At 69.2% G+C, this 23,745-nt stretch carries 23 protein-coding genes and 1 pseudogene; 17 read left to right on the top strand and 7 right to left on the bottom strand.

The features are described from left to right. Positions 1 to 44 precede the first annotated feature (44 nt). The 4 genes from CFREN_RS09275 to CFREN_RS09260 all read left to right on the top strand — a co-directional run bounded on the left by CFREN_RS09275 (position 45) and on the right by CFREN_RS09260 (position 3,625). Positions 45 to 1,481: a GuaB1 family IMP dehydrogenase-related protein gene (locus CFREN_RS09275; protein ID WP_070521422.1), complete on the top strand. Its 1,437-nt coding sequence runs from the start codon at positions 45 to 47 to the stop codon at positions 1,479 to 1,481. Between the two features lie 47 nt (positions 1,482 to 1,528). Further along, a complete protein-coding gene (locus CFREN_RS09270) occupies positions 1,529 to 2,305 on the top strand; it encodes a PIG-L deacetylase family protein (protein WP_209652355.1) in 777 nt (258 codons plus the stop codon). Continuing rightward, entirely contained in the window at positions 2,302 to 3,108 is an 807-nt protein-coding gene (zupT, locus tag CFREN_RS09265) for a zinc transporter ZupT (RefSeq protein WP_209654569.1), read from the top strand. The genes CFREN_RS09270 and zupT overlap by 4 nt, the downstream gene beginning before the upstream one ends. A 73-nt stretch (positions 3,109 to 3,181) precedes the next feature. Next, positions 3,182 to 3,625 carry a YchJ family protein gene (locus CFREN_RS09260; RefSeq protein ID WP_168161385.1) on the top strand — a complete coding sequence of 148 codons (444 nt, stop codon included), beginning with the start codon at positions 3,182 to 3,184 and terminating at the stop codon, positions 3,623 to 3,625. A gap of 297 nt (positions 3,626 to 3,922) precedes the next feature. Here the strand turns inward: CFREN_RS09260 and CFREN_RS09255 are convergent. Continuing rightward, positions 3,923 to 4,843 (bottom strand): annotated as a pseudogene (locus tag CFREN_RS09255) (DUF808 domain-containing protein); the annotation flags it as partial. Between the two features lie 112 nt (positions 4,844 to 4,955). Between CFREN_RS09255 and CFREN_RS09250 the strand changes: the two are divergent. The 5 genes from CFREN_RS09250 (at position 4,956) to CFREN_RS09230 (ending at position 8,065) form a co-directional block, all read left to right on the top strand. Next, positions 4,956 to 5,414 (top strand): DUF4442 domain-containing protein, encoded by a 459-nt coding sequence (locus tag CFREN_RS09250; protein ID WP_070521417.1) that lies wholly within the window; start codon positions 4,956 to 4,958, stop codon positions 5,412 to 5,414. Between the two features lie 54 nt (positions 5,415 to 5,468). Further along, positions 5,469 to 6,299, top strand: a complete 831-nt coding sequence (locus tag CFREN_RS09245; protein WP_244979500.1) for an isochorismatase family protein — start codon at positions 5,469 to 5,471, stop codon at positions 6,297 to 6,299. Further along, positions 6,296 to 6,883 (top strand): hypothetical protein, encoded by a 588-nt coding sequence (locus CFREN_RS09240; protein WP_209652359.1) that lies wholly within the window; start codon positions 6,296 to 6,298, stop codon positions 6,881 to 6,883. Before CFREN_RS09245 ends, CFREN_RS09240 begins: the two co-directional genes overlap by 4 nt. A gap of 212 nt (positions 6,884 to 7,095) precedes the next feature. Continuing rightward, positions 7,096 to 7,527 (top strand): CD225/dispanin family protein, encoded by a 432-nt coding sequence (locus tag CFREN_RS09235; RefSeq protein ID WP_168161384.1) that lies wholly within the window; start codon positions 7,096 to 7,098, stop codon positions 7,525 to 7,527. A gap of 115 nt (positions 7,528 to 7,642) precedes the next feature. Next, positions 7,643 to 8,065, top strand: coding sequence for a DUF2752 domain-containing protein (locus tag CFREN_RS09230; RefSeq protein WP_209654572.1), 423 nt, complete (start codon positions 7,643 to 7,645; stop codon positions 8,063 to 8,065). Between the two features lie 31 nt (positions 8,066 to 8,096). Here the strand turns inward: CFREN_RS09230 and CFREN_RS09225 are convergent, their stop codons facing one another. Then, positions 8,097 to 8,666 (bottom strand): gamma carbonic anhydrase family protein, encoded by a 570-nt coding sequence (locus tag CFREN_RS09225; protein ID WP_070521459.1) that lies wholly within the window; start codon positions 8,664 to 8,666, stop codon positions 8,097 to 8,099. A 92-nt stretch (positions 8,667 to 8,758) separates the two neighbouring features. After that, entirely contained in the window at positions 8,759 to 9,436 is a 678-nt protein-coding gene (locus CFREN_RS09220; protein WP_070521412.1) for a YoaK family protein, read from the bottom strand. Between the two features lie 121 nt (positions 9,437 to 9,557). Between CFREN_RS09220 and CFREN_RS09215 the strand changes: the two genes are divergently transcribed. The 6 genes from CFREN_RS09215 to CFREN_RS09190 all read left to right on the top strand — a co-directional run bounded on the left by CFREN_RS09215 (position 9,558) and on the right by CFREN_RS09190 (position 16,213). Then, on the top strand, positions 9,558 to 11,465 hold the full coding sequence (locus CFREN_RS09215) for a BCCT family transporter (RefSeq protein ID WP_209652361.1): 1,908 nt from the start codon (positions 9,558 to 9,560) through the stop codon (positions 11,463 to 11,465). A 55-nt stretch (positions 11,466 to 11,520) separates the two neighbouring features. Then, positions 11,521 to 12,549 (top strand): alpha/beta hydrolase, encoded by a 1,029-nt coding sequence (locus CFREN_RS09210; protein WP_209652363.1) that lies wholly within the window; start codon positions 11,521 to 11,523, stop codon positions 12,547 to 12,549. Then, positions 12,546 to 12,866, top strand: coding sequence for a putative quinol monooxygenase (locus CFREN_RS09205; RefSeq protein ID WP_102212366.1), 321 nt, complete (start codon positions 12,546 to 12,548; stop codon positions 12,864 to 12,866). Before CFREN_RS09210 ends, CFREN_RS09205 begins: the two co-directional genes overlap by 4 nt. Beyond that, positions 12,866 to 13,423 (top strand): hypothetical protein, encoded by a 558-nt coding sequence (locus CFREN_RS09200; RefSeq protein WP_209652365.1) that lies wholly within the window; start codon positions 12,866 to 12,868, stop codon positions 13,421 to 13,423. Before CFREN_RS09205 ends, CFREN_RS09200 begins: the two co-directional genes overlap by 1 nt. Before the next feature lie 255 nt (positions 13,424 to 13,678). Next, complete coding sequence (locus tag CFREN_RS09195) at positions 13,679 to 14,548, top strand: 3-hydroxybutyryl-CoA dehydrogenase (protein ID WP_035122993.1); 870 nt, start codon at positions 13,679 to 13,681, stop codon at positions 14,546 to 14,548. 252 nt (positions 14,549 to 14,800) lie between these two features. Beyond that, positions 14,801 to 16,213 carry an acid phosphatase gene (locus tag CFREN_RS09190; protein ID WP_246580218.1) on the top strand — a complete coding sequence of 471 codons (1,413 nt, stop codon included), beginning with the start codon at positions 14,801 to 14,803 and terminating at the stop codon, positions 16,211 to 16,213. Positions 16,214 to 16,283: 70 nt separating this feature from the next. Here the strand turns inward: CFREN_RS09190 and CFREN_RS09185 are convergent, their stop codons facing one another. After that, the gene (locus CFREN_RS09185; protein ID WP_209652367.1) at positions 16,284 to 17,441 is read right to left on the bottom strand and encodes a MalY/PatB family protein; all 1,158 of its coding nucleotides are present in this window, start codon (positions 17,439 to 17,441) and stop codon (positions 16,284 to 16,286) included. Positions 17,442 to 17,694: 253 nt separating this feature from the next. Between CFREN_RS09185 and CFREN_RS09180 the strand changes: the two genes are divergently transcribed. Together CFREN_RS09180 and CFREN_RS09175 are read left to right on the top strand one after the other, a co-directional pair. Beyond that, on the top strand, positions 17,695 to 18,615 hold the full coding sequence (locus CFREN_RS09180) for a diacylglycerol kinase (protein WP_209654576.1): 921 nt from the start codon (positions 17,695 to 17,697) through the stop codon (positions 18,613 to 18,615). 348 nt (positions 18,616 to 18,963) lie between these two features. Next, a complete protein-coding gene (locus CFREN_RS09175; protein ID WP_168161382.1) occupies positions 18,964 to 19,119 on the top strand; it encodes a hypothetical protein in 156 nt (51 codons plus the stop codon). Between the two features lie 17 nt (positions 19,120 to 19,136). Here CFREN_RS09175 and CFREN_RS09170 read toward each other — a convergent pair whose 3' ends face one another. The 3 genes from CFREN_RS09170 to cmtR all read right to left on the bottom strand — a co-directional run bounded on the left by CFREN_RS09170 (position 19,137) and on the right by cmtR (position 23,676). Continuing rightward, on the bottom strand, positions 19,137 to 21,050 hold the full coding sequence (locus tag CFREN_RS09170; RefSeq protein ID WP_070521400.1) for an ABC transporter ATP-binding protein: 1,914 nt from the start codon (positions 21,048 to 21,050) through the stop codon (positions 19,137 to 19,139). Between the two features lie 164 nt (positions 21,051 to 21,214). Further along, on the bottom strand, positions 21,215 to 23,269 hold the full coding sequence (locus CFREN_RS09165) for a heavy metal translocating P-type ATPase (protein WP_209652369.1): 2,055 nt from the start codon (positions 23,267 to 23,269) through the stop codon (positions 21,215 to 21,217). Continuing rightward, on the bottom strand, positions 23,266 to 23,676 hold the full coding sequence (gene cmtR / locus CFREN_RS09160; RefSeq protein ID WP_209652370.1) for a Cd(II)/Pb(II)-sensing metalloregulatory transcriptional regulator CmtR: 411 nt from the start codon (positions 23,674 to 23,676) through the stop codon (positions 23,266 to 23,268). The genes CFREN_RS09165 and cmtR overlap by 4 nt, the downstream gene beginning before the upstream one ends. Positions 23,677 to 23,745 lie beyond the last annotated feature (69 nt).

Here is a 23,745-nt window from a genome sequence, read left to right as displayed (position 1 = left end):
CGGTTGGAACGCCGAATGCGGTGGCTGCGCCTACCCTGGTGGGCATGCGATTCCTCGATGACGCGAAACCCCCGTACGAGCTGACCTACGACGACGTGTTCATGGTTCCGTCGCGCTCGGCCGTCGGGTCGCGCATGTCCGTCGACCTGTCGACCTCCGACGGCACGGGCACCACGATTCCGCTGGTCGTGGCGAACATGACGGCGGTGTCGGGGCGACGCATGGCGGAAACCATCGCCCGTCGCGGCGGCATGGCCATCCTGCCGCAGGACGTGCCGGCCGACATCGCCGCGGAGACCATCCGGACGGTGAAGTCGGCGCACCTCATCTTCGAAACGCCCATCACGATCAAACCGCACCACACCGTCGGGTATGCCCGGAATCTGCTGCCCAAGCGGGCGCATGGGGCGGCGGTCGTCGTCGACGGCGACGTGCCCGTGGGCATGATCACCGAAAAGGATCTGCGGGGGGCCGACAATTTCGCGCAGGTGGGCACGCTCATGAGCGGCAACCTGCTCACCCTGCCTGACGACGTCGCCCCGGAGGAGGCCTTCGACCGGTTGGTCGAGGCCAGCCGGAAGCTCGCGCCCGTCGTCGATTCCGCCGGCAGGCTTGCGGGCATCCTCACCCGGCGCGGTGCACTGCGCGCCACCGTGTACCGTCCCGCCGTCGACGATGAAGGTCGGCTGCGGGTCGGTGCGGCCGTCGGCATCAACGGCGACGTGGAGGGACGGGCCCGCGCTCTGCTCGACGCCGGCGCGGACACCCTGGTCATCGACACCGCACACGGCCACCAGGAAACGATGATCGAGGCGCTGCGCCGCGTGCGGGCGCTGGAACCGGGCGTGCCCGTCGTGGCGGGCAACGTGGTCACCGCCGCCGGCGTGCGCGACCTGGTGGAGGCGGGCGCGGACATCATCAAAGTCGGCGTTGGCCCGGGCGCGATGTGCACCACCCGCATGCAGACCGGCGTCGGACGGCCGCAGTTTTCCGCCGTGCTCGAATGCGCGGCGGCGGCGAAGGAACTCGGCGCCCACGTGTGGGCCGACGGCGGCGTGCGCCATCCCCGCGACGTCGCCCTGGCGCTGGCCGCGGGAGCGTCGAACGTCATGGTCGGCTCCTGGTTCGCCGGCACCCACGAATCGCCGGGCGACCTGAAGGTCGACGCGGACGGCCGGTGGTACAAGGACTCCTTCGGCATGGCATCGAACCGGGCGGTGGAAAGCCGCAACGCCCGGATCGGCGCGTTCGAGCGTGCGCGTCGCGCGATGTTCGAGGAAGGCATCTCCTCGGCGCGCATCCGCCTCGAACCGGGACGCGGGGGAGTCGAGGACCTGGTCGACCGCATCGTCTCCGGCGTGCGTTCGTCCTTCACCTACGCCGGCGCCGCCGACATCCCCTCCTTCGCCGAGCGCGCGATCGTCGGCGTGCAGTCCGCGGCGGGCTTCGCCGAAGGTGAGCCCCGCCCCGGGGTCCGCTGAAGCGAAGCTCCGCCCCGGAGTCCGCTGAAGCGAATAGGGTCGATGGCATGACCCCGAAAGAGAAGCGGATCCAGACCCTCGACTGCCGCGGGTGGGAGCGGGTGCTGTGCGTCGTCGCCCACCCCGACGACACCGAATACGGCATTTCCGCGGCGGTCAACGCCTGGACGAAGTCGGGCATCGACGTCTCCTACCTGCTGCTGACCTCCGGCGAAGCGGGCATGAAGCGCGCCCCCGAGGTGGTCGGTCCGCTGCGGGCGAAGGAACAGCGCGCGGCGTGCGACACCGTCGGCGCCGGTGAGCTGGTCATCCTCGATCACCCCGATGGCCACCTGGTCGAAGGCCTGGATCTGCGGCGGGACATCGCGCGCAGGATCCGGCAGTTCCGCCCCGACGCCGTGGTCACGCTGACCTTCGAGTTCGAGGCGCCCCACGGACTCAATCAGGCCGACCACCGTGCGGCCGGCCGTGCGGCCATCGACGCCGCCCGCGACGCCGGCAACCGATGGATCTTCCGCGAGCTGGCGGAGGATGAGGGCTTGGAGCCGTGGGAACCCGACGTGTTCCTCGTCGGCCAGTCGGGCGACCCGACCCATGTCGTGGCCGTCGACGACGAGGACGTCGCCGCCGCCGTCGCCTCCCTGGAGTGCCATCGCGAGTACCTCGCCGATCTGCCGGATCACCCGAAACCGGCCGACTTCATTCCGCCGATGCTGGCGAACGTCGGCGCCCTGGTCGGCGAGCGCAATGGCGTGGCCTTCCGCGTGTACGAGCTCGGGGGAGTGGCCAAGTCGCGCGACGACGATGCGCGAGAAGGCCGCTGACCGACGTGGAAAACCTGTGGTTCGCCTTCGGCCTGACCCTGGCCGCAGGCTTGTCGACCGGCATCGGCGGCCTGATCTCCGTCGGCCGCCGCAACCCCGGCCCCCGGTTCATGGCCGGCACGCTCGGCTTCTCGGCCGGCGTCATGCTCTACGTCTCGATGATGGAGATCCTGCCCAAAGGCATCGCCGAGCTCGCCGAGGCCTGGGGCACCGTCGGCGGAAACTGGGCGGCGGTGGCGGGTTTCTTCGGCGGCATCGCACTGATCGCCGTCATCGACCGGCTGGTGCCCGAGCCGATCAACCCGCATGAACCGGGCACCATCGACGACCCGCAGCTGTCGGCCCAACGCCGCCGGATGATGAAGATGGGCACGATGACCGCGCTGGCCATCGCCATCCACAACTTCCCGGAGGGCTTCGCCACGTTCATCTCGGCGTTGGAGGACCCGCAGTTGGCCATCCCCGTGGCGGTGGCCATCGCCATCCACAACATTCCCGAGGGCATCGCCGTGGCCGTGCCGATCCACCAGGCGACGGGGAGTCGTCGCAAAGCCCTGAAATGGTCCTTCCTGTCCGGGCTGGCCGAACCCGCGGGCGCGCTGATCGGCTTCCTGGTGCTCATGCCCTTCCTGGGGCCGGTGACCATGGGCATCGCCTTCGCGATGGTCGCCGGCGTGATGGTCTTCATTTCCCTCGACGAGCTGCTGCCCGCCGCGGAGGCCACCGGCCGCCACCACATGGCCATCTACGGGCTGATCGCGGGCATGGCGGTCATGGCGGTGAGCCTGCTGCTGTTCCTGTGATGCGCTACCGTGACCGGGAGGAATCGGGTCCGGGGGACCGGGGACGGGAGCTGCACGGGATGGGAGTTGCACGATGAGCGGTGGCCCGCTTTTCACGCGGATTCGGCTTGACGACGGCGCGGCGTGCCCATGCGGCGGCGCGGGCGGGGGCGAGACGGCCGGGGTGCCGCGCTACGGGGATTGCTGCGCGCCCCTGCACCGCCGCGAACGCCTGCCGGAGACCGCGGTCGAACTGATGGCCGCGCGCTACAGCGCCTACGCCGCGCACGAGGCCGACTTCATCTGGATGACGTGGCACCCGCGCCGCCGACCGGAGGTCGTCACCTTCGACGACGACGTCGAATGGCTGGGCCTGGAAATCCTCGACGTCGTCGACGGGGCGGAAGGCGACCGCGAGGGAGTGGTGGAGTTCCGCGCCCGCTACCGCGACGCCGAGGGGCCGGGGCAGCTGTGGGAACGGTCGACGTTCATGCTGCGGTCGAAGCGCTGGATGTACGTCGACGGCGAATTCAAGTAGGGGCTACCGGCCCGGCTTCCCCTTCTTCTGCGCGCCGGCGTCGGCTTCGTTCGCCCTGCGATCGGTCTTTTTCGCGCCGCGGCCGACGAACAGGCCACCCGGTGTGACCGACCCCGCGGTTGCGCGCACGTGCGGCGTGCGCGGGGCCCGCGGGGAGTGCGCGGTGAGCGCGTCGGCGCCGGAGGCGGTGCGGTCGTCGGCGTGTCCATCGGCCCGGACGTCAACCCGGCCGGCGGCACGGTCGGCGTCATGGCCCGCGCCCTGCCCCTCGTTGTCGTCCGAGCCATGTCCGAAGGGCAGGACATGCACGACGGCGATGAGGATGGCGCCCCAGATCACGCCGAGGATCAACGAGCAGATGGTGTTGACCAACCACGCCAGGAAACCGGCGGGAACCATCGTCTCCAGGTGATGGACGAGTTCGTACGGGGAGTGCCAGCCCAGCTCGTCGACGCCGACGAGGATGATGTGGCCGCCGACCCACAGCATGGCGAACGTGCCGACGATGCCGATGACGGTCAACACCACCGGCATGGCCTTGACCAGCCCCATGCCGAGCTTGCCGCCCGCTCCATCGTTGTTCTTGGCCATGGCCAGGCCGATGTCGTCCATCTTCACCAGCAGGCCCACCACGCCGTAGACCAACGCCGTGATGGCCAGGGCGACGATGATGAGGATCACCGCGCGGCGCACCAACGTTTCGTCGGCGACCTCGTTGAGGGAGATGACCATGATTTCCGCCGACAGGATCAGGTCGGTGAAGATCGCCGACTTCACCAGCGAATCCTCGTCGGCCGGTTCACGGTCGACGACGGCGGCCTCGCGGGCGGCCTTTTCCTCCTCCGTTTCGTCGGACAGCGCGTGCGAGATCTTCTCCCACACCTTCTCCATGCCCTCGAAGCACAGGTAGGAGCCGCCGAGCATGAGAATCGGCGTGAGCAGCCACGGCAGAAACTGCGACAGCAGCAGCGCGATGGGCAGGATGATGACGATCTTGTTGACCAGCGAACCCTTGGCGATGCGCCAGATCATGGGCAACTCGCGCTTCGGTTCGATGCCGGTGACGTACTGCGGCGTCACAGCCGCATCGTCGATGACCACGCCCGCGGCCTTCGCTCCGGCCTTGCCGGTGGCGGCGGCGATGTCATCGGTCGACGCCGCGGCCGCTCGGGCCAGGGCGGCGATGTCGTCCAACAGCGCCGCGAGGCCGGCGCTCATCGGACGATCACCCGGAGGCCGGTGCCGACGTTGCTCATGCAATGGTTCATGCACCGGATCTTATGCGCCCAATCGGATCCGCGACATCGGCGCCGCCGGTATCGTGCCGGGCATGCGTTTGACTCCCAGGCAACTCAAGCGACTCATGTGGTTGTGGCCGCCGTACCTAGGTGCGGGCGTGCGCGTCGAGGAGGCCGCCGACGACGGCACGCGGATCGTCGTCAAGCACCGCCTGCGCCCGTGGACCGCCAACGCCGTGGGCACGGTCTTCGGCGGCACCATGCAGTCGATGACCGACCCGTTCTTCATGATCCTGGCCATGCATCAGCTCGGCCCCGGCTACCGCGTGTGGGACACCGAGGCGTCCATCGAATTCCTCAAACCCGGTCGCGGCACCATCCGCGCCATCATCGAGATGCCCGCCGACGTCATCGACGAAATCCGCGCCGAAACCGCCGACGGCGACAAACACCTGCGCTGGTTCGACTGCGACATCGTCGACGAAGAAGGCGACGTGGTGGCCCGGGTGCGCAAGCGCCTGTACTTCCGCAAGGCCCCGCCGAAGAACTGAACCGGGCCCGAGCAACCGGTGGGCGATCCGGCGGGCATGGCATGATCGGAAACCATGAACGAGCAGGAGAACCAGCCCGGACGCCGCCCCGAGCGGCTCGATCTGCGGCCCGATCCCGCCGGCGATCCGGTGGAACCGTCGAACGCCCCCGGGGCGCCGCAGGCAGACCCGCTGCAGATCCCCGATGACCCGTCGCAGATGACCTCGCGCCGTCCGTCCTTCGCCGAAACCTACCGCGCGGTGCAGACCGCCAACCGCGAGCAGGCGGTCGACGATCCGGAGGAGCGCCCCACCACGGCGTTCGTGGTCGTCGATGCGCAAAACGACTTCTCCGAAGGCGGCTCCCTGGCCGTCGACGGCGCCGTCGAGGCCTACCGCGCCACGTACCTGCACCTGGCCGGCCGCGCCGGAAAGTACTCGGTGCTGGTGACCACCCGCGACAACCACATCGACCCCGGGACCCACTGGTCGGAGACCCCCGACTACGTCGACACCTGGCCGCGCCACTGCGCCGCCGGCGAGCACGGTTCGCAATTCCACCCGGAGATGATCCGCGCACTCGACTACTTCGCCATGACCAACCCGCACGCCGTGCGCATCGACGTGACCAAGGGCGAATTCGAGGCCGCCTACTCCGGATTCGAAGGCAAGACGGAGGCCGGGGTGGCGCTGGCCGACGCCCTGCGCGCCGCCGACGTGACGCACCTGGAGGTCGTGGGCGTGGCCACCGACCACTGCGTGCGCGCGACCGTCCTTGACGCGCTGCGCGAGGGCTTCGACGTCACGGTGCACGCCAACCAGACCGCCGCAGTCGACGCGGATCGGGGAGCGGCCGCGCTGCGCGAGATGGCCGACGCCGGCGCCGAGATCGTCGCGGCACCATGACCGTGACCTTCGGCGGCACCATGCGCACCGGTCGCACCGGGCGGGCCGTGCGAACCGCCGCCGCGGTCGTGGCGATGGTCGGGCTCGGCGGTGGACTCGTGGCCTGCGGCGATGAACCGGACGGAGGGGCGGCGTCGGAAAGCACGGCCGCAGTCGACGTCGGCCCCGCACCCCGTCCCGACCTGCCGGGGACCGGGCAACCGGCGGTGGACATGTGCTCCCCGGAGGTCATGGCCCGCATGACCGACGCGGGATACGAGCTGACCACCCACGACGAAGACCGCGGCTGGTGCGACTTCGAGGACCCGGACACCGGGCGCCTGGCGTTGCTGATGAACGACCCGACGCTGCAGTACGACGTCATCGCCGCCGAATCAGAGCCGAAGGCCGCGCGCGAGGCAGTGTCGTCCGACGCTCCCGAATCCGTGTGGATCGTCGAAGACGTCCTGGTCACCGCGTTCTCCCAGTGCTTGGCCGGTGAAAACGCCGACGACGGCATGCAGTACGTGCTGGTGACCGAACACGGCCCGGCCGCCGATTCGTGCGCCGGGGCGGTCGAGGCGTACGCGACCGCGATCGGCTGAGTTCCGGACGACCTGGTCCCGGACGACCTGGTCGCAATCGGTTCGGCGGGGGACCGGCGGATTCACCGTCGCAATGATCGCGTTTTCCCGGTCGCCCACGCGGGCATCACCGAGCGCGAACGGATTTCGTGAGTAAAATCAAGCCCGCCGCGGACCAACCGATCACCGTAACGCGTCGCCCGAGAAGGTAGAGCGCGATGAAAGGGAGCTCCATGACGACCCCGAACGACAACCAGCCGAGCGATCCCTTCTCCCAGGGCTACGGACAGGGCGGCCACGACCAGTCCGGTTACGGTCAGCCCGCTGCACAGAGTTACGGCCCGGGAAGTTACGGCGCCTTTGGTGCGCAATCGGCCCCGGCCGACGGCAAGCCGCAGAACTTCATGGCGCCCTCAGTTTTCGCGACCATCGGCGGTTTCGTGTTCTGTTGTCTGCTGGGCCTGGCCACAGGCATCGCCGCCCTCGTCTTTGCCAACAAGGTCGACACCCTGTGGAACATGGGCGACTACCAGGGCGCCCAGGCGGCGTCCGATAAGGCGAAACTGTGGATGAACATCACCGTCATCCTCGCGATCATCGGACTGTTCGTCTCCATCATCTTGATCTCCACCGGCCAAGCGCATTTCTACTTCCACGTGAACTGATCGAATGACCCACCATGGCAACTGCGGGCCCGCGCACGACCACGGGCCCGCGTACGATCACGGGCCCGCGCACGACCACGCCGACGGGAACGCCCACGGCGGTTCGGTCGGGGTGATGGAGCGGGCGGGCAACTGGTTCGCCGCGTCCCCCGCAGGCCCGCTCATCGCCGCCGCCGGCGCAGTGTGCGGCTGTGCGGCGCTGGCCGTCGCCGACCCGACGACCCCAGGTGGCCCGACGCCGGTGTGTCCGACGAAGGCGCTGCTCGGCATCACGTGCCCGGGCTGCGGCACGGCGCGGATGCTGTACTCGCTCACGCACCTCGACCTCACCGGTGCGATCCGCTATAACGCGGTCGCGCTGGTCGCCGGCGTGCTGCTGGCCTGGGCGTGGGTCGTGTGGCTGGGCCGGACCCTGGGCAAGCGTCTGCCCACGTGGACGAAGTGGAAGTGGTTGCCGCACGTCACCATCGCCGTGCTGGTGATCTGGACCGTGGTGCGGCTGCTGCCGTTCCCGCCGTTCACGGCCCTGCACGTGTAAGGCCCCCGGCGGGCGTCGGAAAGCCCCGGCGTCAGTCGAACAGCACGTCCGACAGCGGCACCGGCGAGATGTCGCCGTGCAGGCGGGAAGTCTCCACGTACTTGGCGGCGTGGGTGATGAAGCCCTCCACCGTCGCGTCGTCCAGCTCGCGGCGGACCTTGGCCGGCACGCCGGCGGCAAGCGACCGCGCCGGGATCTCCTGGCCCTCGAGCACGACGGCGCCGGCGGCGATGAGCGCGCCCGACCCGACGACGGAATGCGACAGCAGCGCCGACTTCATGCCCACCAACGTGCCGTCGCCGACGCGGGTGCCGTGGATCAGCGCCATGTGGCCGACGGTGACATCGTCGCCCAGCACGGTTTCGGCGTCGGAGTCGACGTGGACGGTGGAGTTGTCCTGGATGTTCGTCCGTGCGCCGACGGTGATGGAGTTGATGTCGCCGCGCAGCACCGACCCGTAGAACACCGACGAGTCGGGGCCAATGGTGACGTCGCCGATGATCACCGCACCGGGGGCGATCCACGCCGACCGGTGGATCCGCGGCGTCTTGCCGTTGCAGGGGAGGATCAGGGGAGCCTGGTTGAGGGGAGATGCGTCCATGCCGACCATTTTGCCCCAGAACGCGTCCGCCCGCGGGGAGACGGCGGCGTGGCACCGGGTTTTTGCGTGACGACGACCCGCCCGCGGACCCGTCAGACGGGCAGGCCGGCCTTGCGGCGCCGATGACGATTGGCCAACGCCACCGCCGTGCCCCCGATGATCATGGCCGTGACCACCCACACGGACTTCAGGCCGATCGTCGTAAAGCACCAGCCGCCGAAGATCGCGCCGACGGCCAACGCCGCCCACAGCAGGAAATAGTTGATCCAGGCCCGATGCGACCCGCCGAAGAAGGCCCCGACGAAACGCTGGGACATCTTCACCAGGGTGCCGGTCATGTACGTCAGCGAAATGGACACCTCGCCGTCACGCTCGAAAATCGAATTCATCGCGCCGACGGTGAACGACAGGCTGAGCACCGCCGGCAGATCCTCGCCGGTGACCACCCAAATCGACGCGATCGTCGCCGTGAGGCAGATGAACAGCAGCACCGCCTCACGCGGCCGGGTCGGCGGCAGGAACCGGTGGCCCAGGCGGCTGATCAACGCGCCGATCATCACGCCGACGAGGAACAGCGCCATGACGCCGGCGGCCTTGCCCGCCACATCCCACGCGCCCTCCGCCATCGCCGCCGTCAGACGCGTGGTGTTGCCCGACATGAACGACAGGAAGAACCCGCCCAAGTACAGGAACCCGAGCGCGTCGATGAAACCCGTGATCGACGACAGGTACACCGCGAGCGCGCGCTCGCCCGCGCGATAACCCTCCACTCGAACCTCCCGTGACACCCGATGGGGTGCGCCCCGGGTGACCAGGGCACGTCAGTGAATGCGATTGCCGTGAGGCTACGATAATTGCGTCAGCGTCAACGAGCCATGAAAGGCCCCACGCATGAGTCGCCAGGATTCCACCTCCGACGAGAAATCATCCGACACCGTATCCGATCAGGTTGGTCGCGACAGCGACGATCGCGATAACGACGACAAACCCCGGTCCATCGCGGAGGTCGGCGCAAACGGCAAGAAGAGGACCAGCTTCCGCTGGCTCAAGACCGACCCGCTGATCTTCTTCGCCTCGGTCGGCTTCATCCTCGCCTTCGTCGTGCTCACCGTCGCCCTGGGCGACACCGCCCGCGAGGCGTACTCCGCCGCGTCGGGCTGGGTGACCGGCAACCTCGGCTGGCTGTTCATCGGCGGCGTCTCCACCGCGTTGATCTACCTCATCGCGATCTTCGTCTCCCGCTACGGCAACCTCACGCTCGGCGACGACGACGAGGAACCCGAGTACACCGTCGCCGAATGGTTCGGCATGCTCTTCGCCGGCGGCACCGGCTCCATGCTCATGTTCTGGGGCGTGGCCGAGCCGATGAACCACGCCATCAACTCGCCCCGCAACCTCGAGGCCATGAGCATCGAGGCCCGCCAGGAGGCGATGGCCTTCACCGTCTACCACCTGGGCATCCACATGTGGGTGATCATGGCGCTGCCGGGCCTGGCGCTGGGCTACTTCATCTACAAGCGCAAGCTGCCGCCGCGCGTGTCGTCGATCTTCGCCCCGCTGTTGGGCGAAAAGATCTACGCATGGCCCGGCAAACTCATCGACGCCGTCGCCATCATCGGCACCGTCTTCGGCATCGCCGTGTCGGTGGGCATGGGCGCCATGCAGATCAACTCCGGCGCCTCCCGCGTCCTCGGCCTGGCCGAGAACTCCACCGTCCAGCTGCTGCTCATCGCCGCGATCATCATCATCGCCTCGATTTCCGTGGCCCGCGGCCTGGACAAAGGCATCAAGCTGCTGTCCAACCTCAACATCTGGATGGCCGTCGCGCTGATGATTTTCGTGCTGCTGATGGGCCCGACCCTGACGCTGCTCAAGCAGGTCGTCGACACCGTCGGCATCTATGCGGGCGAGCTGCCGCGCATCATGTTCTGGACCGACTCCTACAACCTCAATCCCGAGTGGTCGCAGGGCACGTGGACGGTCTTCTACTGGGCGTGGACCATTTGCTGGTCGCCGTTCGTCGGCATGTTCGTCGCCCGCATTTCGCGTGGCCGCACGGTGCGTCAGTTCATCGCCGGCGTCATCGCGCTGCCGACGATTTTCGTCATCATCTGGTTCTCCATCTTCGGCCGCGCCGGTTTCGAGCTGGAGGCCGCCAACCCGGGCATCCTGTCGGAACCGGTCGTCGAAGGCGGTGACCCGTCGCCGGCGCTGTTCATCCTGCTCGAGCAGTACCCGATGGCCTTCGTGGTGAGCATCATCGCGCTGCTGGTCATCATTATCTTCTTCGTCACCTCCATCGACTCGGCGGCGATGGTCACCGACATGATGTCGACCGGCGAGGAGAACAAGGCGCCGACGTCGTATCGCATCCTGTGGGGCGTCATGATCGGCGCCGTCGCCGGCGCGATGCTGGTCATCTCCGGTGAAACGGGCATCCTCGCGCTGCAGGAGGTGGTGATCCTCATCGGCGTGCCGTTCTTCTTCATGCACTTCGTGATGATGTGGTCGCTGGTCAAGGGCATGAGCGACGACCACATGGCGGTGCGCAAGCCGCGGACCCGCGAGTGGAAGAAGACGGATACGCCGGAGAAGCTCGCCGCCCACGAGGCCGCCCCGGCGCCCGGCTACGACGAGGACGGCAACGAGTACCCGCCGATCGACTACTCCTACGACGACGACGGCACGCTCGTCATCAGCGGCGACGTCCGCATCGACGGTGAGTTCACCGGCGAAGGCGCCGACGAGAACGCCGGGGAGAACTCCGGCGAAACCTCCGGCGAAAACCCCCCGAAGTAGTTTTCGGCGGGCCGCTCGCCGAGCGCATCTCCCGTTGGCCGGTTAGGTTGCGGGGGTGCGCACGATCCTCGCTTCAGAGCCCCTGCTTGCCGACGGTGTCCCGTTCGACGTTCGCGCCCGAGTGGCCGCGGAGGTGATCGCCCGGCTGCCCGATGTCGCGGACTTCGAGCAGATCAAGCGGCACGCCCGTGACGAGCAGGGGTTGCGCCCGGTCCTGGTGGGACCGGGCCATCGTTATGCCGCGATGGATCTCATCGGCGCCAAGGCCGACGCGACGGTCGTGTTCGTGCCCGGCGCCCGGGCGTTCATCTCCGACATCGACCGGTATTCGGGCAACGTGTTCGCGGTGCGCCGGTCGCTGCGCCGCGATGCCGGGCCGAAGATCCGCACGGTGGTGTGGGCGGGCCATGACGTGCCGGGTACGTCGTTCATGTGGACCCATGACGGTTCCCGAGTCTGCACCGGCGGCGTGGCGCTGGCCGACTTCATCGGCGCCATCCGGGCGGAGGAGGGGCCGGACCACCGGATCATCGTCGACGGTTTCAGCCTCGGCGCCTCGATTGCGGCGATGATGGCGGTGGTGCTGGCCGCCCGCGGCGACGAGCCCGTGGAGGCGGTGATCATGGGCGGCTGCCCGGGAGTGCCGTACGACGACCTCGCCCAGCTGGGCATGCCGGTTGACCGGGTGTTCACCCACCGTTCCGCCAACGACGTCTGCGGCTGCGGCGTTCTCGGGCATGATCCGCACTCGGACGAACTGTCTTCGTGCCTGGACATCCCGATCCCCGGCATCCGACACGTGCCGCCGCGCGCCATCGAAGGTGCGCCGTTCAACAGATACGTCGATTTCCTGGTTTCCCTGATCGCCCACGGCGAAGCGGGGGACTTCGTCGCAAAGCACCGCAAGCGCAGCCGCGTGGAACTGGGCGGAGTCGGATTCCGGCAGCTCAGGCGCTCCCGCAGGCGCAATCTGGCCCTGTACGGAAAGTTCCTCGAGGACCTGCCCGCACCCGCCCCGGCACCCGCGCCGGCGACCTCGAGGCGGGTGGCGGGGGCACGACGTGCACGTATGCTGGCGTCATGATTTTCATCGTGGTCAAGTTCCCCGTGAAGCCCGAATACGCCGACGAGTGGATGACCCACGTCGCCGATTTCACCGCCGCCACCCGCGCGGAGGCCGGCAACAAGTGGTTCGAGTGGTCCCGCTCCGTCGAGGACCCCAACGAGTACGTCCTCATCGAGGCGTTCGACGACGACGCCGCCGAGGCGCACGTCACCTCCGACCACTTCAAGGCCGGCCTGGACGCCATGCGCCCGCTGCTGCGCGAGACCCCGCGGATCGTGTCGCAGACCCTCGAGGGCAAGGACGACTGGGACCGCATGGGGGAGCTGGAGGTCTAGTGGGTTCCGCACGCATGGACCGGCGTCGTGCCGGCGTCCGCCATGGCTTTGCGACGGTCGGCCTCGCGGTCGCTTTGGCACTGACCGGGTGCGGCTACGATCCGAGCACCGCGGGAAACCAGGAACCGCCGCAGGGGTCGGCGCCTTCGGTCGATGATGCCGACGTCTCCCGCCAGTACGCGGCCCACCTGGTCGCCGACGCCGAGCAGCTGCTGCCCGTCACCGAGCACATTCAGGAGGACGGGGCGGTGTCCGGCCCCGCCAAGGCGGTCGCCGGAGAGCTGCGCGGCATCCTGGAAATGCAGACCGACCGCCTGGATTCCGACGGCGGCACGTCGATGATCACCGACGAAGAGCTGCAGTTGGTGCTCGGCGCGTCGGGGGAGCAGGCGGAGCAGGCGTTCGTCGACTTGGCGCGCCCGCACGTCGCTCGCATGACGGCCGGTTGGAAGGATCTCGTCGATGCCGGCGACCCGGACGTCGCCGAGGTGGCCGGCGAGTCCGTCGAACGCCTCGAGACCCTGGCCGAGAAGCTGGAGCAGCTGCCCCGAAACTGAGGCGGGTCGGCGTCCTGCGGGTGAGCGACCTGCAACTGAGCCGTCTGCAGTTGAGCCGCCCGGATGCGCCGATTCGGGCGCGGAACCGGTGAATCGCCGGTAACGTGGGCGGAAGCAAGTGAGCGCGATCACCGGGGTGGCCGATGGCCACGGGGATCGGCGAAGGCCAACGGGCAGCCGCCGATGCCGCGACAACGCCCCTCGGCCCGCCGACGGTGATCGCCCCGCAACGAAATCCACGGGAGTGAACCGAACATGGCGAATGAAATCACCCGCGTCGGCGTCGTCGGCGCCGGTCAGATGGGCTCCGGCATCATCGAGGTCTGCGCGAAGGCGGGCAGCGACGTGCTGGTGTGGGAGGCCAAGCAGGAGTACCTCGACGGCGGCAAGGCGCGCATCGAGAAGTCCCTGGACAAGGCCGTGTCCCGCGGCAAGCTGGAGCAGTCCGACCGCGACGAGATCCTCGGCCGCATCACCTGGACCACCTCCTTCGCCGATTTCGCCGACCGCCAGCTGGTCATCGAGGCCATCGTCGAGAACCCCGAGGTCAAGGCCAGCGTCTTCTCGCAGCTCGACGAGGTCGTCGAGGACCCGAACGCGATCCTGGCGTCGAACACCTCCTCGCTGCCGATCCAGTCGATCGCGGCGTCGACCAAGCGCCCGGAGCGCGTCATGGGCTTGCACTTCTTCAACCCGGTGCCGGTGCTGCCGCTCGTCGAGCACGTGGTCACCCTGTCCACCGGCGAGGTCCAGTCCGAGCGCGCCTATGCCTACGTGTCCGAGGCGCTGAAGAAGACCGTCATCAAGGCGACGGACCGCTCCGGCTTCATCGTCAACGCGCTGCTGGTGCCGTACATCCTCGGCGCCATCCGCATGCTGCAGGACGGCGTGGCCACCAAGGAGGACATCGACGCCGGCATGGTCAACGGCTGCGCCCACCCGATGGGCCCGCTGACCCTGGCCGACATGGTGGGCCTGGACACCATCAAGTTCATCGCCGATGCGATGTTCGACGAGTACTCCGAGCCGACCTACGCCGCCCCGCCGCTGCTCAAGCGCATGGTCGAGGCCGGCCGCTACGGCCGCAAGTCCGGCATCGGCTTCTACGACTACTCCTCGAAGTAGGCCGCAGCGCGCCCCACGTGGGCGTCGCAAAGCAGGACGACGATGAGCCCCCGGGGCCGGAAGTTTTCTTCCGGCCCCGAACGCATGGTGCGGCGTTAACGGTCTGTTAACCCGGGCGTTGACGCTCTGCCGCCAACTGGCAAGAAAATCGGGTTAAGGTGCTTGCGATCTCAGCTTGACGACGATCGCCGTCGGCGCGTCGTCGTCCGCCGCCTTCGAGAATTCGACCCACGCATCAGGAGTACCCGCACCGTGAAGACCGGTTCCCGCCGCATCTCCCGCGCCGGACTGCGTTCCGCCGCCGCCGTCACCGCCCTGGCCCTCACCCTGCCGCTGGCGCCCACCGCCGGAGCTCAGGCCATCCCCGAGCTGCCGACCCGCGACGCCATCCCCGGCCTCGGCGACATCATCCCCGGACGCGCCGGCGACTCGATCGTTCCGGGAGACCAGGGCGACGCCGCATCCGGTTCCACCGGCGACGCCGCATCCGGTTCCGCCGGCCTGCCGCCGATGGGCGCGCCCAGCTTCATCCCGAGCCAGGACCAGGGTGCCGGCGCGGACGGCGCCCCGGTGCCGCAGCCGTTCCCGGCGGACAGCCTCGCCCGCCCCTTCACCTCCGACACGTCGAACGAAGGCTGGTTCTACCACTACGTCGTCCACCCCTTCCGGGACCTCGAGCAGAACCACCCCGAGGTGATGGACGAAAACCTCGAGATCGTCGTGCGGATCAACAACGCCGCCAAGGACGACCGCGAGGCTCAGCTGCTGGCCCTGCAGGACGACCACGACGATCCGATGGTCAATCTCTCCGCCGCCTTCGGCCAGAACCTCGGCGCCCACTTCCGTGCTGCCGTGGAGGAGGGCCGTCTGCCGAAGACCTCCGCCCTGCTGTCCGGCAACCTCGCCCGCGCCGGCGGAATCGCGTCGTCGACCTTCGTCGAGAAGTACACCTACAACTACGACCGCCCGTTCGTCGTGGCCCCCGAGCGCATCGAGCGCTACTACCGCGACAACCCGGGCGACGACGACCCGTACTCGGAGACCCCGTCCTACCCGTCGGGCCACACCAACAAGGCCGCCTGGACGGCGACGCTGATGTCCATGATGCTGCCGGAGGTCGCCCCGCAGATCCAGGCCCGCGCCTCCGAGGCCGGCCATTCCCGCCTGGTCATGGGCGTCCACTACCCGCTCGACGTGATGGGCGGCCGCATGATGGGCAACCAGGCCGCCGCCGACCGCTGGGCCGACCCGGAGTTCCGCCCGCTCATCGAGGCCGCCGCCGCCGAGCTGCGCGCCGAGCTGGAGTGGCGCTGTGGCACCACGCTGGCCGAGTGCATCGCCGCCGACACCCCGTACATGTCGGATGAGGCCGCCGTCGCCCAGTACACCGAGCGCATGACCTACGGTTTCAAGCGCGTCGGCGAGGCCGGCGTCGGCGTGACCGTGCCCGCCGGGTACGCGGGCCTGCTGGCCACCACGCACCCGCAGCTCACCGACGAGCAGCGCGTCAAGGTCCTCGAGGCCACCGCCATCGACTCCGGTTACCCGCTCGACCGCACCGACGGCCGCGCCTCCCACGTTCGCATGAACATGGCCGCCGCGATGGCCGCAAACGTCACCGTCAACGCCGACGGATCCCTGACGGTCAACGGCGTGCGCGTCTAGGTTCGCGCCGACGGCGCGGGCACGGGCATGCGAAACCCCCGGAGGTCACGGCCTCCGGGGGTTTGGGCGTTCATCGGGCCAGTGCAGCGCCGATCCGGTCGAGGGCCTCGTTCAGGATCTCGGGGGAGGTGGCGAAGTTCAGGCGGACATGGCCGGCACCGCCGTCGCCGAACGCGGGGCCCGGGTTGAGGGCGACCTTCGCGTTGTCCAACAGCCATTTCTGCGGTTCCACCGGGTTGCCGTCCCGGTCGACGATGCCGTCGACGCCGCGGAAGTCGATCCACGCCAGGTACGACGCCTGCGGGCGGGTGAACACCGCGCCCGGGGCGACCTCGGGAAGGCGGCGCTCGATGGTGTCCACGTTGGCGCGCAGGACGTCCTTGAACTCGTCGAGCCAGGCCCCGCCGTCGCGGTAGGCGGCGGTCGCCGAGACCATGCCCAGGGTGGACACGCCCTCCTTGATGACGTGCGTCAGGCCCCGCCACGTCGCGTCGTCGGCCTCGTTGAGCAGGATCTGCGCGCACTTCAGGCCGGCGGTGTTCCAGCCCTTCGACGTGGCGGTGACCGTGATGGTCACGGAATCGGCGACGTCGGACACCGATGCGGCGGGCACGTGCTCGCCCTCGAGGACGACGGGGGCGTGGATCTCGTCGGAGATGATCCGCGCATCGTACTTCGCGGCGATGTCGGCGAGCTCGCGGAGGCGCTCGGCGGTGAACGTGAAGCCCAACGGGTTGTTCGGGTTGCACAGGATCAGGCTGCCGGCGCCGTCGGCGAAGGCCTTTTCCACGGCGGCCGGATCCGGGCCGTCGGGGAGGGTGGGCACGTGGACGATGTCGCGGTCGGTGGCCGGGCCGACCTCGAAGAAGGGCATGTAAGCGGGCACCGGCAGCACTATCGCCGAGCCCGGACGGGTGAGGTACCGCACCGCCAGGGTCACGCCGCGCACGACGTCGGCGACGGGGTGGATCCGGTCGGGGGACGGGCGCCATCCGTAGCGGTCGGCGTACCAATCCGACGTGGCTTCGGCGAGGTCCGCGACGCTGCGGCGCGGGTAGCCGAAGTATTCGCGGTCGACGGCGGCGCGCACCGCGTCGAGGACGGCGGGGCAGGTCGCGGCGTCGGATTCGGCCACCCACAGCGGAAGCACGTCGGCCGGGTAGGCCGTCCACTTCAAGGTGCCGCGGGCGCGCAAAGTGTCGATGTCGGGGAAGGTCACGTCAGACATGCGGCTCACCATACACCCGTGCACACCCCAAAGTAGACCGAGGGGTCTATAGATTTTTCGCGTCGCGATCCGCGTCCGTGGCGGGGTCCGCGTACGCGGTCAAAAGCTGTCGGCGGAGGACGGCGCGGGCCATAAACGAACGATCATCTCCGGGGCGCCTTTCGGTCGGGAAGGTCGCGACCTGCGCTGGAGCTGCGGAAATCTCCGATCCTGGCACACTGGGGATGTGACGTTCGATCCCGAGAAATACCCCATGGGCCGGGTAGGCATCGGCACGGTCGGCTTGGTCGCCAATCCGCGCGCCGGCCGCGGTCTCGCGTCACGCGCGGCCGACCGTGCGGTGGCCCGCCTCACCGAACGGGGAGTGTCCGTCGTTGCCGTGCAGGGGCGGAACACGGATGCCACGCGGAAATTGCTGGCGGGGCTGGTCGCCGACGATCGCATCGACGCGCTCGTGGTCGTCGGCGGCGACGGCATGATCAACCTGGCCCTGCAGGCGCAGGCCGGCACTGGGTTGCCGTTGGGGATCATTCCCGCCGGCACGGGAAACGACCATGCCCGCGAGCATCGCCTGCCCGGATCTCCGGAGGCCGCCGCCGACGTCGTGGCCGACGGGTTCACCATCGCCACGGATCTCGGGCGGATCACCGCGGACGACGGCACGTCGCGCTGGTTCGGCACCGTCATGTGCTCCGGTTTCGACTCGCTGGTGTCCGACCGCGTCAACCGGATGTCCTGGCCGCCCGGCCGCAGTCGCTACCACATGGCCATCGCCGCGGAGCTCGTCCACCTCCGTCCCATGCCGCTTCGCATCACCCTCGACGACGGCACCGTCCTGGACGCGCCGGTGACGCTCGCGGCCTTCGGCAACACCCGCAGCTATGGCGGCGGCATGGCGATCTGCCCGTCCGCCGATCACTCCGACGGGCTGCTGGATCTCACCGTGATCGGCGAGGCCTCGCGTGCCAAGGCGGTGCGGACCCTTTCCAAGTTGTTCTCGGGCGACCACGTCAACTTCGACGAGGTCACCGTCCACCGCACCCGCAGCGCCCGCGTCGAGTACCTCGGCGTCGGCGGCCACTGCTCCTACGCCGACGGTGACGCCATGGCGACGTTGCCCGTCACCGTCGAGGCGGTGCCGGCGGTCGGCCGCTACATCGTGCCGCGGCCCTGATCCCGCTTCCACGGCGGCTCCGATTCACGATTGGATTCATCGTGAATATTTCGGGGGAGGGGGCTTGCCCCGGCACCGGAATAGACTAAGCTGTTCATTAGTCGCCGGGAAGAACCGGCACCCACCCGGATCCTCCGGTCCGGGAACGCCACATCGACGAAAGGAGCACCCGATGGTCCACGCGAACATGCATCGTGCGGTTCCGTCGTCGTCGATGTGTTGCTGTCTTTCGTCCGCGCCCCGACCGTAGCGCGCGCCCCCTTTTTTCGGGCCCCACGGTTGCCGCGCGGACGCCATCCGTCGCAAAGCACGAAGACAGCACCGCACGAACCCCCGGAGAATCCCGACATGACCGCCGCACTGGCCGCCCCCGTCACCGAAGAGCACACCGCCGCCGACGCGTTCACCTTCGCCGACTACGTCACCCTGTTCGCGTACGACGGCCCCCGCCGCCCCGAAATCCTGACCAGCGACCTGGTCTCCTGGGGCGAGCGCGCGATCTGAGCCGCCGGCGCCGCGGGTCAGACCTCCAGGCCGTACTTCTTCAGCCGCTTGCGGTCGGCCGCCGACGCCGACGCGGTGAGCTTCAGCAACTCCGCGTAAATGCCGCCGGACACCGCCAACTCGGCCGGCGAGCCGACCTCGTCGACGCGCCCCCGATCCAGCGTCACGACGGTGTCCACGTTCGAAATCGTCGACAGGCGATGCGCGATGATGATGGTCGTCCGGCCCTCCATCAGCTGCTCCAAGCCCCGCTGCACCTCACGCTCGGCCTTGGTGTCCAGGGCGGACGTGGCCTCGTCGAGAAGCAGCACCGGCGCGTCCTTGAGAATCGCCCGCGCGATGGCCACGCGCTGCTTCTGCCCGCCGGACAGCTTCAGGCCGCGCTCGCCGATGGTGGTGTCGTACCCGTCGGGGAAGCGGCGGATGAACCCGTCGGCGTTGGCGCGGCGGGCGGCGTCCTCGATCTCGGAATCGGTGGCGTCCGGGCGGCCGTAGGCGATGTTCTCGCGGATGGTGCCGGAAAACAGCGCCGCATCCTGGAACACCACTCCGATGGAGTTGCGCAGCTCGTCCATGTCGACGTCGCGGACGTCGGCGCCGCACACCGACAGCGTGCCGCCGGCGGGCCGATAGAAGCCGAGGATGAGGTTGACCAACGTCGACTTGCCGCCGCCGGACTCGCCGACCAACGCGACCTTTTCGCCGCGCCCGGCCCGGAAAGTCACGCCCCGAAGCACCGGGTTGCCCTCGTCGTAGGCGAAGGTGACGTCGTCGAGTTCGATGACCGGCGAGCCGTCGTGCGGCGGCGTCAGGCGCCTCGCGGGTGCCGCGGCAACCGTGCCGTCCGCGGTCGCCCCACGGTCGGTTTCGCGTGACGACGAGCCCGCGGGGGAGACTGCACCGCCGTCGGTGGTGGCGGCGGCGATGAGTTCCTTCGGTGCGGACTCCTCGGATTCCAGGGCCATGACGTCGAAGTAGTCGCGGGAGCCCGCGATGGCGCGCTGGGCGGAGTCGACGAGGAAGCTCATCATCGTCGCCGGTTGGCGGGCCATGTTCACCAGCTGGATGAGCATGACCATCGTGCCGATGGAGAAATCGCCGTGGAGCGTGCGCAGGAACAGCAGCAGGTAGATGCCGAAGAAGATGACGTTGAGGATGCCGCCGCGCAGCGCGTCCATCCGGTGCCACCACGTGGACTGCTCGCGGGTGAGGTCGACCGTGGCGTCGTAATGGGCGGCGAAGTCGCGGACCTCGCGGGTTTCCGCGGTGTACGAGCGGACGACCTTCACTTGGCCGACGACCTCGGCGAACCGGCCGCCGGCGACGTCGACGCGGGCGTTCTTCTTGCCCTCGATCTTCTGCCACCGCTTCGACGTCAGCGCCGTCAGCCACATGTACGTGGGGAACACCGCCGCCAGCAGCAGCGCCAGCGGCCAGTGATGCCAGCCCGTGATGCCCAGCACCGCGAAGACGGTGAGGAGCATGGGGAAGAAGTTGTTGGAAAACGACTGCAGGAACTGCGTGACGTTGGTGATCGATCGTTCCAGGCGGGCGATGATGGTGCCCGTGACCTGGTCGTCGAAGTAGCGCTGGGGCAACGACAGGAGTTTGGCGAAGTAGCGGGTGGACAGGATCTCCCGCATTCGCGCGGTCATCACGTCGCCGAGATAGCCGCCGATGTTGTGCACGATGGTCTGCACCAGATCGGCGACGAGCAGGCCGATGGACAGCCAGATGATGGTGGTCACCGCCCGCGCCACGGTGTCGGGGTCGCCCGCGCCGACGGCGTCGACGATGGCGTCGGTGGCGTTGCGGATCAGGAAGGGGCTGACCAGCGCGGCGATCGCGGTGCCGATCGAGCTGACGACGATGCCCACGTAAAACGGCCACAGCACTTTCGTCGTGCCGAGGATTCGGGCGAGGTACTGCATGGTCGGGTCTCCTGTCGGGGTGGGACGAACCGGTGCGGGCGCCCGGATCGACCGGGGTCACCGGTCGAGGCTGGAGGCGGCGCACCGATTCCATGCAACCCCGCGGCGGTGAAGACTATTCCCCTCGACGTGGCGGGGCGGGGCGGCGGGGCAGAGGGGGAATATCAGGCCTTCGCCCGCGCCGCCCGCAGGCCGTTGAGGATGACGACGATCTCGGCGACTTCGTGGATGAACACCACCGACGCCAGGCCGAGCACGCCGAACAGCGCCAACGGCAGCAGCCCGGCGATGATGAGCAGCGACAGGGCGATGTTCTGCTCCATGATCCGCCGACCCCGGCGGGCGTGGTCCAGGGCGCGGGGGAGCAGACGAAGGTCGTGGCCGGTGAATGCGACGTCGGCCGATTCCACCGCGGCGTCGGAACCCGTGGCGCCCATGGCGATGCCGACGTCGGCGGAGGCCAGCGCCGGGGCGTCGTTGACGCCGTCGCCGATCATGGCCACGTGCCCGCCCATGCCCGCGATCGCGTCGGCCTTGTCCCGCGGCGACAGCTCGGCGCGGACGTCGTCGATTCCCGCCGAGGCCGCCAGGGCGCGTGCGGTGCGGCGATTGTCGCCGGTGAGCATGACGACGTCCATGCCCGCCTCCCGCAACGCCGCGATGGCGTCGGCGGCCTCGGGGCGCAGTTCGTCGCGCACGGCGATGACGCCGACCGGTGCGCCGTCGCGGTGGACGACGACGGCGGTGTTGCCCGCCGCCTCCAGCCGCTCGACGTCGTCGGCCAACACGCCGGGGTCGAGGCTGCGGGGATTGCCCACGGAAATCCGCGCCCCGCCGACGGTTCCGCTCAACCCGATGCCCGGTTGTTCGGCGACGTCCACGGCGACGGGAACGGCACCGTCGGCGACCACCGTATCCGCCGGCGAATCAGCCCGCCCCGACGTCTTCCGATCGCGTCGATCCCGCGCCCCGGCGATGATCGCGGTGGCCAGCGGATGCGTGGAATCGTGCTCCAGGGCCGCGGCCCAGTCGAGGACGTCGCCCGCGTCGTGGCCGCGCGATGCCGCTCCATCGGCGACGACGACCTCGGTGACCGTCGGGTCGTTGCGGGTCAGGGTGCCGGTCTTGTCGATGGCCACCCGCTCAATCGCGCCGAGGCGTTCGAACGCGGCGCCGGACTTGACCACCACCCCGAAACGGCTGGCCGCGCCGATCGCCGAAATGACGGTCACCGGAACGGATATCGCCAACGCGCACGGGGAGGCCGCCACCAGGACCACGAGGGCGCGGGTGATCCACTCGACCGGGTCGCCGAACAGCGAACCGGCGCACGCCACCACCGCGGCGAGCACGAGCACCCCGGGCACCAGCGGCCGGGCGATGCGGTCGGCGATGCGCGCCCGCTCTCCCTTCTCCGCCTGGGCGTCCTCGACCAGGCGCACCACGGCGGTCAGGGAGTTGTCGTCGCCGGGTGCGGTCGCCGTCACCGTCATCGGGGCGCCGACCGCGATGACCCCGGCGAGCACTTCCCCGCCGGCGGACACCTCGACGGGAATCGACTCTCCCGTCACGGCCGACGAATCCACCGTGGCGCGGGCGTCGTCAAGCAAAGAATCCGTGGGCACCCGCCCACCCGCGGGCACCGTCAACCGCATGCCGGGACGGATCTCGCGCGCCGGAATCGTGCGGCGCGACCCGCAATCCGGATCGACGACGGTCGCGGTATCGGGGATGAGCGACAACAGCGACCGCAGACCGCGGTGGGCGCGGTCCATCGCCTTGTCCTCGAGAGCCTCCGAGATCGAGTACAGGAACGCCAGGGCCGCGGCCTCGGCAACGTAGCCGAGGATGACGGCGCCGATGGCGCTGATGGTCATGAGCAGGCCGATGCCGAGACGCCCGTGCCGGAACAGTCCGGTCAGCGCACCGGGCACGAACGTCGACGCGCCGAGCAGAAGCGCCACCCAATACAGGGCCAGCGACACGATGCCGACGGTCGATTCGGGCAGCGTCCATGCGCCGCCCAGCGTCGTCTCCGAGGCGGATTCGGCGGCGTCGGGGGCCGCGAGGCCAATCAGGAACGCCGCGACCAGCGCGACGCCGGAGAACACCGGGACGAGCACCTCCCGATCGCGCCACCACGGCGTCGGCGGGGCCTCCGGCTCGGAGAAGTCCGTGGGCTCGGGGGCGTCGTGCGAGCAGCCGCAGGCCGAGGTCATCGGACGGTCTCCTCGAGTGCGGGCACGGCCTCGGGGTCGACGTCGGCGTGGGCGGTGGCGCTCGCGTTGCAGCAGCCCTCCACCTGGCAGGACGGGTCGAGGCACGGGGCGTCGGAGTCGACGGCGAGCGTGACGTCCAGGAGATCGTTGAGTGCTTTGCGCAGGTGCGGGTCCGCGATGTCGTATCGGGTACGGCGGCCTTCCGGAGTGGCGAAGACGATGCCGCAGTCCTTCAGGCACGCCAGGTGGTTGGAGACGTTGGTGCGGGTCAGCTCCAACTCGTCGGCCAGGGCGCCGGTGTAGGCGGGGCCGTCGAGGAGGGCCATGAGGATGCGCGATCGCGTCGAATCGGCCATGGCGCGGCCGAGGCGATGCATCACGTCGAGACGAGAGGCAATGGTCAGCATATGCTGACCATAACATACGTCAGTGGCCGCTGACGTATCGCGGCCCGGTGTGGCCGCTGCTCAGCGTCG

Origin of the sequence: Corynebacterium freneyi, from assembly GCF_030408835.1 — a bacterium.
Lineage (GTDB): Bacteria > Actinomycetota > Actinomycetes > Mycobacteriales > Mycobacteriaceae > Corynebacterium > Corynebacterium freneyi.
This window is presented reverse-complemented; position numbering and strand designations above follow the sequence as displayed.